Source organism: Nannocystis pusilla (assembly GCF_020073745.1).
Classification (GTDB): domain Bacteria; phylum Myxococcota_A; class Polyangia; order Nannocystales; family Nannocystaceae; genus Nannocystis; species Nannocystis radixulma.
The window spans coordinates 172,995-188,235 of sequence record NZ_JAIRAU010000005.1 but is presented as its reverse complement, the minus strand read 5'-3'; the positions used below and the strand labels follow the sequence as shown (position 1 = coordinate 188,235).

Sequence of the window (15,241 nt, the reverse complement as noted above, 5' to 3'; positions counted from 1 at the left end):
AGGTCCCATGTTGCTGCGCCTCGTCCTCGTGTTGACCATGCTCGCCCCACCGCCTTCCGAGGCCGAGGCTGTCGCGGCCTTCAACGCGGGCAAGCTCGAGCTCGCGCTGAAGCTGCACCGCGAGCGGGCCGCCGCTCCGGGTGTCCACGCTCCCGAGGCGCTCTACGGGGTCCACGACAGCCTGCGCGCTCTTTACCGCACGACGGGCGATGTCGCCTACCTGTGCGAGGCTCACGAGGTGGCGAGCGGCCTGCTCGCGCGAGGGGGCTTCGCCAGCGAGAAGGAGCGGGTCTCGTGGGTCGAGCTGGAAGCGACCGACGCGGCCCTCGTGGGCAAGGTCGGCGCGAAGTGTCCCGCGCCGACGAGCGAACCGACGCAGGCGACCGAGCCGACGCCGACGAGCGAACCGACGCAGGCGACCGAGCCGACGCCGACGACCGAGCCGACGACCGAGCCGACGCCGACGACCGGGCCGCGAGCCGAAGGACCGGCGCCGCAACCTGGCGCGAAGGACAGCAGGCCCGAGCCTGGCGCGAAGGACAGGCCGCCGTGGAGACCTCGCGGCCGCGTGATCGCGGCCTCCGTGCTCGGCGGAATCGGGCTCGGCCTGCTCGGGGGCATGGCCGGCGCGTTCGTGCGGCGGGATCAGGCGGAAGCCGAGCTCGCCGCCATCGTCGACGCCACACAGGGCCGCGAGTACACGGCCGCCGAGCGGGCCGCGGCACGCGACGCTGACGACCGCTATGTCCGGCTTGATGCGACATGGCCGGCCCTGCTCGCGGTCGGATGTGTAAGCGTGATTACAAGCGCGGCAGTCCTGTTCGCGCCGACCCGCGCAGGCTCACGCGCGAGAGCGCGCGCCGGCGGCGCTGGCCTTGTATACTCGTTTTGAGCCCCTTTGCGCTCGGAGGTCGCCATGAACCGCGCTCGCGCTTTGTCGTTCTGCATGCTCTTCGTGTTCGGCGCCTGTGCCGATCACGCGCCGTCGTGGGCCGCCTTCGTGGCCAACGACATGACCGCCGGGACAGGTACGAGCAGCGACGGGGGAGCGGCGGAGACGACCGGCTACGCGAGCACGATCGACGAGCCGAGCCCGGCGACCGGCGAACCCGAGGACACGACGGACGCGACGAGCACGGGCGAGGCCGGCAGCACGGCCAGCGACGCCGAACTCGTCCCGCCGCGGATCCTCGCGGTCGACGTGCCGGCGAAAGTCCACCTCGCCGGCCCGGTGCCGGTGACGGTGACGACCGAGGGGGCGAGCCTCCTACGCGCCACGCTCGACGGCGCCGAGCTGGAGCCGTTCACCGACCAGGGCGGCGGCGTGTGGACCGGCGTCGCGCCCTGCTTCGGCGCCGTGGACAACGGCGCGCACGTGCTCGAAGTGACCGCTACGCGCGGGCCGCTCGCGCACGTGTGGCCGCCGGTGATGTTCGAGGTCGCCGCGCCCGCGCCCGGCGATCTCGCGTGGGGCAGGCTCGGGCCGAGCGGCTCGACCTCGCGGCGCGTCGTCGCCACCCCCGAGGGGGACGCGATCGAGGTCGGCGCCGTCTTGATCGACGGCGCGCTGCGTCCGTCGATCCGGAAGCGCCGAGGCGAGGATGGGGCGGAGATCTGGGCCGAGGGAACGATCGTGCTCGACTCGCGCGAGGGCGCGGTCGATGCGGTCGCGCTGACGCCGACCGGCGAGATCTGGGTCGCGATGAACGTCCGCCAGGCGGACAACAAGTGGCGGCCGCGGATCCTCTTGCTCGACGCAGAGGGCCACGCGACGGGCGTCGAGATGCCGACCGATGCGGGGGCGACGGTGCGGGGCATCGCCAGCGACGACGCGGGCGGCTGCATCGCCGTCGGCTTCGGGGGCTCGGGCTACGGCGACACGGATATCAAGGTCTGGCGCATGACCGCCGAGGGCGTCGCAGTCGTGAGCGCGAAGGGGTGGGACCACGCGCCGAACGGCAATGAAGCCTTGAAACACACGTTCGACGACCTCGCGTTCGACGTGGTGATCAAGGACGGCGTCGCATGGGTCGCAGGCGCGAGCGTTGGGGAACACGACGGGGTTTGGACGGAGTCACGCGGCGTCCTCGTGCCGCTGGATCTTGAGACCGGCGCGCGGCTCGACCCGGTGAGCGTGCAAGAGGCAAGCGGCGGCTGGCGGCACGGGATGTATCTTGGCGCCGCGGCACACCCGGACGGCGTGGTCGTCGTCGGCTACGGCTCGACGAGCGACGGGACGTCGCAGCGGATCGAGCTGGCGCTCTACGACGCCAGCGGGGCCCGGATCTGGTGGGTACCCGAGGCGGCCGCTGATGTCGCGTACGGGACCGGTGTCGCCGTGAGCGCGCATGGCGGGGTGATCGCCGGGGGCGTGGTGAAGGTCGGCGGGGTGCTTCGCGGCGTCGTGCTCGGGCGCAAGGGTCTTGTGTACGAGCACAAAGTCTCGTCCGGCCCGGAGGCGTCCGCGGTCTACGGCGTCGCGGTCGACCCGTGGGATCAAGTGTTCTCGGTCGGCGAGCTGACCTCCGCTGGTGTTCAATACGCCCGGGCGGCGCTCGTGCGGCAGTGAGCGCGGCTCACTGAGGGATGAAGGCGTTACACGCCTCGTGAACGAGATCGGCGGCCTCGCTGAAGAACCCGTCGTAGCTGTCGGCGCAGATGTTGCCTTCGCGGTGGTAGTCGAAGGTCTGGGCGACTTCGCGTAGGTGTTGCTGCCAAACGCCGTCGTCGTACACGCAATCTGGCTCGGGCTCGCCCTCTAGCGGCTGCGGGATGATCACCAAGCCGACGACCGCGTGCTCGTCGCCACCCTTGGCGGCCACCACCGCGTCATGAACTTTTTTCGCGCTCAGGATCGATTGCTCGTCCTCGTTGTCCATGATGAGGACGAACACGAGCAGGGCGTCGTCGCGGAGAAAACCCTCGTTGCAGCCGCCCGGGCCGTTGAGTTCGTCGGACACAGCCGCGACGAGCGTGTCGGCGATCGGCGAATTGGCGCCGAAGGTCCCCACCTGTGCGATGCAGGCGAACGCGTCCGGATCGGTCTCGCCCTCGATGATGTAGCGGTTCCCCCCGTCGAGCTCGCACACGTGGTTCGTGGCGTAGGCGCCGGCGTTGTAGAGCAGGCCGGCGCCCCGCGTTCGGTCGCACTTGAACACGGTGTCGGCGTACGAGCCGCACACGTAGTCCATCGCGTACGGGCCGCAGTTGCCCTCGTTCCCGCAGTGCTCGGGCTCTTCACAGCCGAGGCCCCGCCAAAACTCGTCCGTGTTCACGGAGATCACGTGCTTGTCGAAGCCGGCGAACTTCGACTCTAAGGTCTCCATGAAGCCGGGAAAGCTCGCCACGAGTTGATCTTGTTCGTGGCGCATGGTGAAGAGCGCCGAGATCACGAACACGAAATCGACCTTGCCCTTGCACCCCTCGGGCTGCACGTCGCCGAGATCTGGCGCGGGGTCCATGTCGAAGGTCGAGACGCCGGCGGTGCTGGCGGCGCCGCTGTCCTCGGCGCCGCCGGACGTCGAGGTCGACGACGACGAGCCGGCCGAGCTGGTGGACGTCGAGGTCGACGCGTCCGGCGTCGTCACGGACGTCACGCCGGGCCCCGTCGAGAACGCCGGCGGCGTTTCAGTGCCGCAGGCGAGTGCGGCAGCGGCGACGGCGAGCGCGAGGCGGCGCATGGGCACAAGCGTACACCGGACCCCGCGCCTTGTCCCGCGCCTGACGCCGATCCGGTCCATGGCGCGGACAGAGGTCCTGTTGGGGCGAGCTCGGCACGCGCTACGCCTCGCGCCTCGACGGCACGGGTCCCGGTCTGCGCTGGGGCTCGAGCGCGGCCTTCCTTGCGTCGAGGGCATGATCGACGGCGACCTCGAGGCGCGCTTCGGCTACGGTCTGCGGCTGATCACCGCAGGATTGCGGGCGGAACTGCCGATTGGGACCGAGTCGGTGCGTCCGGCGGTCCTGCAGGCGATCGGCCGTCGAGAGCGACGCCCGCCCGCGCCGCATGGCTGTCGAAGTATCAGGGGTGCTTGATCGGTTCCTGCTGAGGGCCACGCTCGTCGCCATCGTGATGGCGCCCCCGCGTCGACAACGTCACCGCCACGGTCTGGCGACGGGGGGCGCCACGCCTGTGGATCCTCAGCCGCCCTGCGCGTGGCCTCCATAGTAGCCACCGGTGTAGTCCGTCGGAGGGGCCCTACATGCGGCGTCTGCCTGTCATCTGACCCCCCTGCCGGGCGTGATCTTGCCGTACGACGCCGACCAACAGCAGTGTCACCTGGCTGCGAATCACGTGCGATCGCTGGCTGATCGATGCGCACCTGACGGCACGGTGAGGGGCGCCTCGTCGTCGTACGGCTGGAAGTTTCGAGCGCACGCTGGGTGTCGGCTGCGCGCGGCATCGCAGCGACGGATGCGATCCGCCAGTTGGTGCGGCGCAGCGACGAAGCCACCCGCCTGCACGGCGCGCATGGGCGGGTGTCGCACGGCAGGAGGACGGGCTCCTGGGGACGCCTCAGCGCGGCTTTCGCTGCACGAGCCGCGGGGACGTCGTGGCGGCCATCGGTCACGTCGCGCAGAGATTCGGCGCAGAACGCGCCTTGCACCTCGCAAGGTGACAGCGGTGGTGCGTCCATGCAAGGAAATGCGGTGTCACCAGTGCGTTCAGCGGGCCCCCAACGCGCGCTCGCTGGGACGTTTGGGCACGATCGTGATGCCGCGCGCGTGGGACGTTTGGGCAGCACCGTGATGGTCCGCGATCGCGAAGCGGCCACACAATCCTGGCGGACAGGCGTATCCATCATCAGGATGACGGCATGAAACGTGTGATCGTCTATAACAACAAGGGTGGCATCGGTAAGACCACCTGCTCTGTCCACCTCGCGCTCTTTGCCTCGGAGCGGCGGATCAAGACCCTCGTGGTCGGGCTCGATCGACAGGGCGACATCTGCCGCTGGCTCTCCGGCGGCGACGAGCACCTGATGAACGGGCACATCTTTCGCGTCAACGAGTACCTGCAGGTCCTCTACAGCCCGATGGAGCTGCCGCAGGACCTCACCAACTTCGACCTCGTGATCGCGGATTGCCCGCCGCACGTTGAGATCGTCGATCAGGTGGACGCGGATCTGTGGCTCGTCCCGATCGACGGGCGCCTGGCGATGGAGAACATGGGGAACGTCTACACGACGCTGCGGCGAGCAGAGGGTACGATCATGATCGTGCTGAACCGCTGCGACCTCATCGGCAAACGCGCGCTCGAGGGACTTCGCGAGGCCGCGCACCAGATCCCGCACGCCACAGTGCGGGACGAGCCGATCCCTTCGTCGGCGGCGATCGCCAAGGCGTCCGAATACTTCCGACCGGTTTGGAAGGTGCCGTACGGCAAGGACACCCAAGGGGACCGCGCGATGCAGGCGATGTGCAGCGACGTGCTGGTGTCATGTGGCTTCGGGGGGAGGCTGTGACATGGCATCGAAACCCTCCAAGAGCGACGGCCTTCGTTACGGCATGACGGGCTTCGCGCACGCGAGGCAACCCGCAGGGGCTCATCCCGCGGCCATCCTGGCCTTGAGGGAAGACGGGAATATCCGCGAGGAGACTCGTGCCCCAGCCGCGCCACAAGCCGGCGAGTCACCCATCGTCGGGCCCGTTTTCGACACCACGGCGACAGACGTCCCGAAGAGACCTGTCACCGCGGTCTCCGAACGATCGCACATGGCCACGACTCCTGAGCCGACGATCGAGTCGGAGCTTCTACAGGGAGCGGCCGGGACGCGGCCGGCGGGCGTGTCACGGGCGAACGCGGGCGCTCCTGGCGAGGCGCCCGGGGACATGAGCCGACGACGCTCGCGGCGAGCCTCCGATAACTACAAGTTGCCGCCGAGCGGGACCCAAAAACGGCGGCCACGCTCGCATCACTTCCGGTTTCCGGAAGAGATCGACGACTGCCTCAACACGCTCGCCGCGGCGTTCGACTGCACGCGGACGCACGTCGTGTGCTCGGCGATCCGTGCGGAGTGGCAGCGCCTTCGCCGAAAAAAGGCGCGGAACGCCAAGCAGGGCGCCACCCCTCACTGACCGCCACGGCCGGCAATGTGGGCTTCTTCCGCGGGCTTCGCGGAAATTGCCGCGATTCGCGTGAGGCACGTCGCGCTCGGAGCGCTGAACCACTCGACGTGGTTCTTCCAGAACGCGATCCGCTTGACAGTCGCGCGCTCGAACAGCGGGGAACGGGCGGCGAGCCAGTGCAATGCGCCGCGGCCGGCGCGGTCCTTCGGCGGCGCCCGCATGTAGCCCTGCTCGAGGACCCAGGTGAAGACCTGCGTATGGGTGCCGACCACGGCGGTCCGGTGGCCCCGTGCGTGCGCTGCCACGAGCGCCCAGACCAGGTGCCGCGCGTACTCGGTGCCGATCTCGTCCCGCGCGTCGCGCACGATCGCTGCGAGGTGGTCGCGGATCGCTGGGTCCAGTTTGGGCTGCCGACCGACCGCGTCGGCGACGTGCTCGGGCGTGAAGGGTCTCGGCCGCTCCAGAAGCGCGACAGGGACCTCGTCCGGCAGAAGCTCGAGGCCGTTCGCCCGGCTTGCTGTCCCTCGGAACAGGCACCGTGGGGCCCCGTCCTCGCCGACCAGGAGGAGCGCGACGTCGTTATGGCCCAAAAGACAGAGGTAAACCTCGCCGAGCGACGTCTGCACGTATCCGGCGAGTCCCGGAAGCCGGACGTACTCGAGCCGGTGCGGGACGCCGCGGATGCGAACGGCGAAGGGCTCGTCGCCGTCGTGCAGGTCGCCCGCGAACTCGTCGGCCAGGTTGGCGCGCCAGAAGTTCGCGAGCGGTGTCAGGTTGTAGTCGGGCCCGAAGTCGACCAGGATAAACGACCCCGTGGGGCTGACCAGGAAGAGACAATGGTCGCCTTCCAGGTCAGCTCCGACCGGGCGCACACGCGCTTCGTAGCCGGCGCCGAACGTTTGCGAGAGCGCATACTCGTGGGTCTTCGCCCTTTTGAACTGCGTCAGGTGCAGCCGGCGCTGAGGGCGCCCGGGTCGAGCGAGCTCGGCCTCGGCGACGACCGGCGCGCCGTGCGGGCCCCCCCGCCGGCAGAGCAGCGCCGCGCGAGCCTGCAGCGCCTGGAGCTCGCCGCGGCTGACGATGCGAGACCCACCACGCGGCCATCGAAACCGCAGCTTCATCTCGCGGCTCCGCGCGCGCCCCGACTCAATCTTGATGCCGAAGTCCTTCCACCACGCGTAGTAGTCGCTCCCGTGGCGTTCCCACTCGAGTGAGACTGCCTGCGAGGTGAACGCCTGCCAGCACCGCAGCAGATATGCGAACGGCTCTTCTTCGGCCGGGAGCCTGAAGAGCTCGCGGAGCCGCTGCTGGATCTCGAGCATGATGGATGCGCTCCCGTCGGCGTTGAGTGGAGACACGGAGATCGCCTCTTCGGCAAGTATCGAGGAACTCTAGCATCCTCGAACTTTTACCTGCCAGCTTCGTCGTGTCATGCGCTCGAACGCGCATATATCGCGCGAATTCAGGCAAATTGGGACCGGTAGATAATGCAGCGAGCGAAAATAGACGCTGGCAGGCATCGGGACCTCGGCGATCGAGATCCTATGCTCATCACATCGGGAGGTTGGGGATGATGAGTGAAGCAGGATTCAAGACGCTAACTGAGTACGTCCGGGGGGTGATCCGGGGCGAGCGCCTTGACATCGATATGGTGACAGCGCGGATGCTGGAAGGGCTGCGCCGGCAGCCACTTGCGGTCTTTCTGGCTGAGCTGGAAGCGTCGAAGTGCAAGCTCCGCGGCGCCCGCGGGAACACGCTCGTCGACGTGATCGACCTGCTCGAGCAAGTGCGAGTGCAAACCGGCGTCTCGAAGCAGGAGCTGTCGAGGCGATCCGGTGTGTCGCGCGGACACATCATCGCGTTGCTCGGCGACGACGCCAACCCCATGCTCGAGACCATCGTTCGCCTGGCGATCGGGCTCGACTTTCCGCTCGAGGTCGTCTCCCAGTCCGCGAGCAACCTCGATGACATCAAGGTGGAAGAAGGATCCCAGGGGCACAGCGAGGCCTCGTTGGGAGACGAGGGCGCTGCTTGGGGCCAGGTCGGCACCTTCGGTGCGACCATGGCGGGTTCAGCGCTGCTTCCGCAGTTGTTCGGGGATTCTCGCGCCGCGTCCATTGGGTGCGGTGTGCTCGGGGCAGCAAGCCTCGGCATCGCGGTGTTCGCCGCGGATCCTGCCTTGCGCCGCGCGTCCGGCCTCGTCGCCGCCGGCCTGCTCACCGGCGCGGCGCTTGGCGGCATCGTCTCCCCTTGTGCGCTCGCACCGCGGCACGAAGCCGCAAGGAGAGGCCCATGCCGGCTGAATCGACCCGGGAGTACATCGGGTCCGCCGAGGCCATGGCAATCATCGGCTTGTCCCGGACGACCTTCTACCGCCGGGTCAAGCATGGCGACATCCCGTGCGTTCGGGCGATCCATCGCTGGGTCTTCCACCGCGAGACCCTCATCGCCTGGCGCGACAAAATGCTGGCCCCATCGCGGGCCGCGCCCTGAACCGCTCGTCGGCACTTCGGGACGCCCGCACCCGAGAGGCTGGCCACCGAGGCGCCAACGCTCGACGGCCGAAGAACTCGCTGTTCTGCATCCTACGTGCAAGAGCTCCGGTGATGCCCGGTACATGCCGCGAGCTCCGGCGCGGTGCGAGAGATGGAACGGTGAAGATAGGAATGGTCCAGTGAGCGATGATTGTGGATCGCCTGAACGGATGGAAGTAAGGCAATAGCGATTTGACTTTGGAGTGGGCTCTCGAGGTTGCAGGGGCCGGGGAGAGCGCGCGCTAACTCGGGCGCCGACCTGCATCGGCTCCGCATTGTGTGGCCTGGGCTATCGGGCTCAGCATTCGTAAGATGTGAATAACACGTCAGGAGGTGGGCGTGGCAAGGGGTAAAGGGCAAGGTGGGGTCGTCGATAACACCTGTCTCTACAATATAGTTGCTCATCCGGCGAGGCACGTCCCTGCCGGTATGGGTGGAGCGATCGCGGGCGAACACTGCTCCGACAGCGTGAGTTCGCGCCCGGACCTGCCGCCGATCCTCTACGTGCAGGATATCGCCCAAATCCTCGGGCGGAGCGAGAAGGCTGTCAGGGCGGCCATCTCGCGGGGGCGTCTGCCGCCCCTGCGGAGGATCGGGGGCCGCTCTTGCTGGGTGAGGCAAGATTTGGTGGACTTGGAGGCGGAGACCCGCGGCGGAAAGCGCCCCGCCGTGAACATCAACGTCAGCCCCTACAACTACAAGAACAGCGCCCGAATGCTCGTCACCTTCACCATCCCCGCCGACAAGTCCAAGGGCCTCCCGCGCCTGCGTCACAAGCGCGTCGCGCCTGAGGGCCTGGACAAGCCTGGCGCGTTTGCGTGGGCGGAAACCCTCAAGCGCGAGGTGTGGAGCGAGCTCATGGGCGGTGAGAGCAGAAAGGAGAGAATCCTGCAGAAGAGACAATCCCTGCGGCTTCCGCTCCCGCGCCCTGGAGCGTCAAGAAGACCCAGACGGTTGTCCAGACCTTGAAAGGGTTCTGGACGAGGTTCGAGGCCGAGTACCTCTCGCAGCAGAAGCCGGCCACGCGGAAGAACTATTCGACTGCGTGGCGCCGCTACATACGCCCCGTCCTCGGCGATCTCCCGCTCGATGCAATCGACCGCGAAGCGATCGGGAAGCTTCGGGCGAAGCTCGGGAAGATGAAGCCGCAGAGTCGCAATGAATTGCTCGGAAAGCTCCGGGCGGCGCTGCGACAGGCGGAGGACTGGGCCCTGCTCGAGGATGCTCCCAAGATCAAGATGGAGAAGGCCCCGAAGCGTGCCGAGCCGGTCGTGTACACCGAGGAGGAAGCGGAACGCCTCATCGATGCCGCGAAGCGGGAGGGAGGGGATGCACCCGTTCTGGTGCTTCTCCTGCTCCACGGCGGCCTCCGATCATCGGAGGCCCGAGCCCTGCGTTGGGGCGACATCGATCTCCGCAAGGGGATCATGAAGATCCAGCACAACTACAGCGACGGGGAGGACGCCACGCCCAAGGGGGGCGTCGCCGCTCCGGTCGGGATGTCACCCGAGCTGTCCGCGGCGCTCCGAGCTCTGCCTCGGGGGCACAAGGACGACCACGTGTTGAACCGCGTGGTGCGCGAGGGGCCGCTCAAGGGCCAGGTCTCGTACCACACGCCCAATACGATCACCTACAAGCTCAACAAGCTGCAGGAGGCGGCTGGGCTGGAGAAGTCGGGGCCGCATCGGCTCCGTCACGCCTGCCTGACGCTCCTCGCCGGACGCGGGACGGATCCATACCGCCTACAGGCGCACGCGCGTCACTCCCGACTGTCGACGACGCAGAAGTACATCCACCTGGCGAGGGAGCAGGCGGCTCTGGAGGCCGCCGCCATGTGGGGTGACCCCGTGCCCCAAAACTGCCCCAAAAAGCTCCAAATGGCCGAGAACGCGGCCACGTTGGCGAATTAGGCCAAGCTGCGACCTGTGGAACAAGTTCTGACCCGCCGGCCACCTCCCGCTAAAACCCGGCAAACCGTCAAACGCCCGTCCTTTGCTCTCCAACGGGGTTCTGCGTGCCCCTCGGCGCCCCATTTTTGTTAAGTGCGTGTTAACCGCGCTGCCTTAACAGACAGGCATCATGCTTCGCCTTGCTGATCTCGTGATTGGCAGGGCGTAGGTAATGCGTGAGTCGACCGTCGCGGTCGAATGCGCGCGAAATCACCCGCACGAAGCCCGCTGGCCTCAGCCTAGAAACGTATGCTCACGGTGCCAGGCAAGCGCCACGGGCGCCGGACGGAGTTCGGGATGAACGGGCGTCTCTACAGGCTGTCCGTGGAGCGCATAGTACGAGCGTCCGTTGGCAAAGTCTTCGCGGAGCCGTTTGCCGACGATGAGCCGGTGGTTGTCGTCAACCGTGATGTATCCGCGGTCAAACAGGCGGTGCAGGTCGGTCCGCAGCGCGAGACCGTTGGCCACGGTATGCTCACCTCCCTTGGCATACGGCCGGATGTGCGCGGCCTCAAGGACAGGGAGTGAGTGCTCGTGCGTGACCGCGCACGCCCGACCGTAGGCGTCGAGGACCTGCACACGGAAGATGCCCTGGCCGAGCCGAGGCCGGTGCAGCGTCGGTGCACCGTATCGAGGCCGCTCGGGCACGCCTGGCAGAGTGCGTCTCGCGGGGAGGCCGACGCGACCGAGGCACTCGTGCCAGATCCGCTGGCCCTCACCGGCGTCAAGCGAGTAGGTGGCGCCTGTCTGAGTGCGTGGGGACCAGTCGTCGGGCGGGACGACCCACGTCTCGGGTGAGAAAAACGTCGCCTCGGCGATCAGACAGCAGCCGATCTGCCCGAGTGGGTCGGCTGCGATGCGTGCGCCTTCTCGGATACGCTGCAGGCGCGCGCGCAGGGCGTCGAGATCGTCGACGCCGTTCGCGTCGCCGAAGGTGTCCCAGGCGAGCCAGTCGGGGAGCACCGTGAAGCTGACGAAGAAGCCGAAGCCCGCGATCGCGTGGTGGGGCGCCTTGAGCTTGAAGAAGAAGGGGGTACCAGGTGCGAGGTTGAAGCGGCGGGTCGAAGGGCGCCAAAAGTTCGCGTCGCAAGGGCCCGGCTTTCTGCACAGGCGCTCGTACCAGCTGGGGTCGGTGACCGCAACGAAGCCTTCCACATGGCCAGGATATCCCGCGGGAGACGGGATGTCATCCTGTAACCATCATGCCTGCCGTCCGAACGCTTCTCGAAAGTTAATCGAGCGAATCCGCTCGGATGCTATGTAAGGCCGATCGACACACGGGTGGCTCTGTCACCGCTGTCTCGGCCGCCGCTTTGGACTCTTCTCAGGGCGCTTGTTGTCCGGTATGTCGGATTGTTTCTTCTCCGAGGGACGGCGCCATTGAGGAATGTTAAGGTGCCAGTCCGTGGTCTCCGGCTCGAGACGGAACCACCGGAGAAAACACTGCCATGCAGCGATCAATAGTTCTGAACGAGTGGCATGTTCCGTTTGCTCGCTGAGTAGGGCATTCTTCCAAGTTGCTGCGGTATTGTATACGTCCCTCGGGTCCACTCCTTGTTTGATCCGCGCAGCCAAGACAGACGTAACAGCGTTGCCGGTGACTCGATCGGCCTTGTCCGTCTTGAAAGCGTGATTGATTCCGGCCATGGCAAGATCGGCGAGAGCGTCGATGGCGAGGGATAGACGGGTGGCGTCAATATGGTCGGGACGGGCCCTCATCCCGGCTCGGCTGACCTGAGCGATCACGAAATCCAGGTTTAGATGTCGATTGAGGTCTTCCTGACAGTGCCGCAAGATTGTGCCAAAAGCCCGGCTCTTCAGCGCGTCAGCGTCCTGTAGGTCCGATTCGCGGATCGTGCCCAGGAGTTTCTCCGCTGCCGAAATGTCCCACCCTCCCGGGGAGGATAGCCTAAGTTTGGCCTTGAGAGCGCTCGTTCTGGGAGAACTGCCGGTGAAGAGCGAACGCAGCGCCGTAAGGTGGCTTTCAACGTCGTCGTGGTCTCGAGACACTTTGTAGAAAGCGACATAGTCGTCCCAGAGGTCGATGAAACGATTCCACCACTCTGAGGGCATCCAGCGCAGGCCGCCAACCTCAAGCGAGAAGTACCCGAGGAGGCGTCCCAGGTCGCGGTTGAGCTTGTGAAGGTTGGCCGTCATCACATCCGGTGTAAAATGGACATTCAGCCCGTTCACGCCTGACCCTCGAGATAGTGAAACACCGTCCGCGATAGCCGTCGTGCGGAGACCCGGGATGATTCTGGCCGATACGAAGCGGCGAAGGCTCACGGACACGGAGAGCTCTTCATACCGATCATTGCGGATGACTTGGACGCCTTGTCTCAGGAGCGCGGCCACAGACTCCAGCGTTCGCTCAAAGGACGCAGTCGTCGGCACGAACAGCTCGGGGCCCGCGGGATCGAGGTTCAGAATAGGGTCAGGCGTCGCTGCTCGCGGCGTGGTATTCGATGAAGTCGAGGGATTGCCCGGCCTGGACAGGAGCTTCCGCTCGATACGGTTGATGTTCTCCCCACGGACAGGGCAGGCTCGTTTGCGAAGTGCCTCGAACGCGCGAGAAAACTGGCTGTAAATGCGAGGTTCGTTTTCGAACACGCACATCATCTCGTCGTGATGGGTCATTCCGCTGCGCGTAAGGTTGGCCGAGCCAACGACGACGCGCGAGTGCCGCTCGATGCTTCCCGCATAGGATGCGTGTCCTTTCGGGTGAAAGAGTTCCTTCTGCGAGTCCTCGACGACGAACACTTGGATTCGCTCGCGGTGTTCGTCGCGCTCCGCAAAATCCTTGAAATTTTGGAGGAGTCCGGCTCCGCCCACCCGATCCAAGCCGTGCAGAGAAAAGATGAGTTGTGCGTGAAACCTCGGCGTTCGGGCTGCCTCTTCTCGGAGCAAGCGGGCGATGGCCGACCACCCGCTCTGGCTGACAAAACAGGATATCAGCATGAAATGCTCCGCACCTTCGACTGGGCCCCAGAGTGACTTGTGTGCATTCGTGCTTCCCGAACGACACCACGTGGCATGTACGTCGAATTGGGAGGATGGGTGCCCGGGAAAATCGAACAAATGCTGACGGGTCATGGAATTGCTGTTGTGGTGGGCCCGAGCAGGTGCAGCAGAGTCGCACTTAGGTCGGGGGCGAGAAGCTCGGCGGGGATGAGAGGGATGCTGCCGACACCCCCAGGGATTGGAGAGAGCTTCGAGGGCGTGCTGGCGAGGGGGTACTCGCGGCCTGTCGGGTAGAACTTGAAGACAGTGCCCGGGTAAAGGATCCAGACGGTGCGGGCGCCGAGGGCATCGCGGTAGGTGTGCATCTTGTGGATGTCGTCGCGGCGGAAGGTCGCCTGGTCGACGTCGCCGTCGTCAGCGAGAGGAGCATCGACGCGGTAGAGGCGGAACTTGGCGTCGAAGATGTGGAGGCCGGCATTCGGGCCGCTAGCAAGATCGAGGGTGATGTCGGGCCGGAGTGGAACCGAGTACGAGAAGCGCTCCGAGCGTCGTGAGAAGGTCAAGTTGTAGTAGAGGACATGGCCCTTGGGCCATGTGATCTGGAAGCCACGCCTGGCGCTGGCGCTAAACTCGGTCCAGATGAACCCGCTCGCTGAGCTGGGGGGTCCCAGGATGTCGCCGAGCGTCCGAGCGACGGTGAAATAGGTCCAGAGTTCGTAAAGGGTGGCGATGTCCTTGAGCTCGAGCAGTTCGGCGGCGCGGGCTGGCTCAAGCGGAACTCGGGTGCTTTGGCGCAGGCGGAGGTAGTGGCGGAAGATGTCCTTGTAGCCGCGGGCGCTCTGAAGGACTGTGGAATCGAAGGGAAGCCGTGCCATCGGGCTGAGCCCGGCCCAAAGCGGGTGGCAGTTGATCGGAGCCAAGGCGCGTGCAATCTGGTCGCAATCGGCCTCCAGGCGGCGGCGGAAGTGCAACGGGCGATCGCGCGCGAGGGCGCGGAAGGTGCGGACGAGATCCTGCGCGAGGTCGAGGACGTGCCGGACGAAGCGGTTTTCCGGTACGTCTAGGTCGGTCCGCGGGACGGCCTCCTCAACATAGGTCGGGAGGTGGCCACGCAGCGCGGAGGCGAGGGCGAGGTTGCTCGGGCTGCGGGCGAGGCCAGCACGCGTGGTGAGGAGCTGGTGGAGGCTGCCGGGGTCGACGTGACGAGTGCGCTCAAGCGGAACCCACTGCGCCTCGCGCATGAGCCGTCGGTGCGGGTGATGCAGGATGACTTGCAGCGCCGGGACGAGCTGCAGGTGCGCGGGGGCCTGGTCGCTGGTGATCAGGCGCAGGTAGAGGAAGGCGAGATAACGCAGTCGGGCGGGATCTTCGTCGCGTTCGAACATGCCGTGGGCGGCGGTGCCGGCCTCGAGGGGGAGCTCGGCAATTTCGTCCGCGAGCTGCTCGATCATGCGCGTGTAGTCGTCCTCGCCGAACTTGCCGGTGAAGACGTTGACGGCGCCGAGGTGCGGCAGGTCGAAGCGGCCGACAGCGTTGCCGAAGGCGAGCTGCAAGGTGCGGTCGGTGCAGCGCCTGGTGAGGTCGGGGGGGAGGGCGTCAGCGATGGCCTCGAGGTCGGCGGGCTCTCCCTCGACGGTGTAAGTCAGCTCGGCCTGGAGGCGCAGAAGGCCGTCGCTATGGGCGAGCGGGGTGCGCGGGTCGTCCGGGCTGAACAGTCGCGGGGCCATG

Annotated in this window: 13 protein-coding genes and 1 pseudogene; 9 read left to right on the top strand and 5 right to left on the bottom strand. The window is 66.6% G+C overall.

From position 1 onward, the window contains the following. Positions 1-7 precede the first annotated feature (7 nt). Both K7C98_RS08690 and K7C98_RS08685 read left to right on the top strand, forming a co-directional pair. Positions 8-892: a hypothetical protein gene (locus tag K7C98_RS08690; RefSeq protein ID WP_224191114.1), complete on the top strand. Its 885-nt coding sequence runs from the start codon at positions 8-10 to the stop codon at positions 890-892. Positions 893-1,231: 339 nt separating this feature from the next. Continuing rightward, complete coding sequence (locus K7C98_RS08685) at positions 1,232-2,569, top strand: hypothetical protein (RefSeq protein WP_224191113.1); 1,338 nt, start codon at positions 1,232-1,234, stop codon at positions 2,567-2,569. A 7-nt stretch (positions 2,570-2,576) separates the two neighbouring features. Here the strand turns inward: K7C98_RS08685 and K7C98_RS08680 are convergent, their stop codons facing one another. Further along, on the bottom strand, positions 2,577-3,461 hold the full coding sequence (locus K7C98_RS08680) for a hypothetical protein (protein WP_224191112.1): 885 nt from the start codon (positions 3,459-3,461) through the stop codon (positions 2,577-2,579). Between K7C98_RS08680 and K7C98_RS08675 the strand changes: the two genes are divergently transcribed. From K7C98_RS08675 to K7C98_RS08665, 3 genes are all read left to right on the top strand, one after another. Further along, positions 3,460-4,035, top strand: a complete 576-nt coding sequence (locus tag K7C98_RS08675) for a hypothetical protein (protein WP_224191111.1) — start codon at positions 3,460-3,462, stop codon at positions 4,033-4,035. The genes K7C98_RS08680 and K7C98_RS08675 overlap by 2 nt on opposite strands. A gap of 782 nt (positions 4,036-4,817) precedes the next feature. Then, positions 4,818-5,465 (top strand): ParA family protein, encoded by a 648-nt coding sequence (locus tag K7C98_RS08670; RefSeq protein ID WP_224191110.1) that lies wholly within the window; start codon positions 4,818-4,820, stop codon positions 5,463-5,465. Between the two features lies 1 nt (position 5,466). Continuing rightward, the gene (locus K7C98_RS08665) at positions 5,467-6,078 is read left to right on the top strand and encodes a hypothetical protein (protein ID WP_224191109.1); all 612 of its coding nucleotides are present in this window, start codon (positions 5,467-5,469) and stop codon (positions 6,076-6,078) included. On the opposite strand, the gene K7C98_RS08660 is transcribed toward K7C98_RS08665, so the two are convergent. Then, positions 6,072-7,427, bottom strand: coding sequence for a hypothetical protein (locus K7C98_RS08660; RefSeq protein ID WP_224191108.1), 1,356 nt, complete (start codon positions 7,425-7,427; stop codon positions 6,072-6,074). The two genes, K7C98_RS08665 and K7C98_RS08660, sit on opposite strands and share 7 nt — an antisense overlap. A 212-nt stretch (positions 7,428-7,639) precedes the next feature. Here K7C98_RS08660 and K7C98_RS45455 point away from each other — a divergent pair. From K7C98_RS45455 to K7C98_RS08640, 4 genes and pseudogenes are all read left to right on the top strand, one after another. Further along, positions 7,640-7,945 (top strand): annotated as a pseudogene (locus tag K7C98_RS45455) (hypothetical protein); the annotation flags it as partial. A gap of 416 nt (positions 7,946-8,361) precedes the next feature. Further along, positions 8,362-8,562 (top strand): helix-turn-helix domain-containing protein, encoded by a 201-nt coding sequence (locus tag K7C98_RS08650; protein ID WP_224191107.1) that lies wholly within the window; start codon positions 8,362-8,364, stop codon positions 8,560-8,562. Between the two features lie 470 nt (positions 8,563-9,032). After that, the gene (locus K7C98_RS08645) at positions 9,033-9,572 is read left to right on the top strand and encodes a helix-turn-helix transcriptional regulator (RefSeq protein ID WP_224191106.1); all 540 of its coding nucleotides are present in this window, start codon (positions 9,033-9,035) and stop codon (positions 9,570-9,572) included. Next, positions 9,569-10,513 (top strand): tyrosine-type recombinase/integrase, encoded by a 945-nt coding sequence (locus tag K7C98_RS08640; protein ID WP_224191105.1) that lies wholly within the window; start codon positions 9,569-9,571, stop codon positions 10,511-10,513. The genes K7C98_RS08645 and K7C98_RS08640 overlap by 4 nt, the downstream gene beginning before the upstream one ends. A 273-nt stretch (positions 10,514-10,786) precedes the next feature. Here the strand turns inward: K7C98_RS08640 and K7C98_RS44670 are convergent, their stop codons facing one another. From K7C98_RS44670 to K7C98_RS08625, 3 genes are all read right to left on the bottom strand, one after another. Continuing rightward, positions 10,787-11,707: an HNH endonuclease gene (locus K7C98_RS44670; protein WP_224191104.1), complete on the bottom strand. Its 921-nt coding sequence runs from the start codon at positions 11,705-11,707 to the stop codon at positions 10,787-10,789. Between the two features lie 135 nt (positions 11,708-11,842). Further along, entirely contained in the window at positions 11,843-13,645 is a 1,803-nt protein-coding gene (locus K7C98_RS08630) for a phospholipase D family protein (RefSeq protein WP_224191103.1), read from the bottom strand. Next, entirely contained in the window at positions 13,642-15,240 is a 1,599-nt protein-coding gene (locus tag K7C98_RS08625; protein ID WP_224191102.1) for a DUF2357 domain-containing protein, read from the bottom strand. Before K7C98_RS08625 ends, K7C98_RS08630 begins: the two co-directional genes overlap by 4 nt. Position 15,241 lies beyond the last annotated feature (1 nt).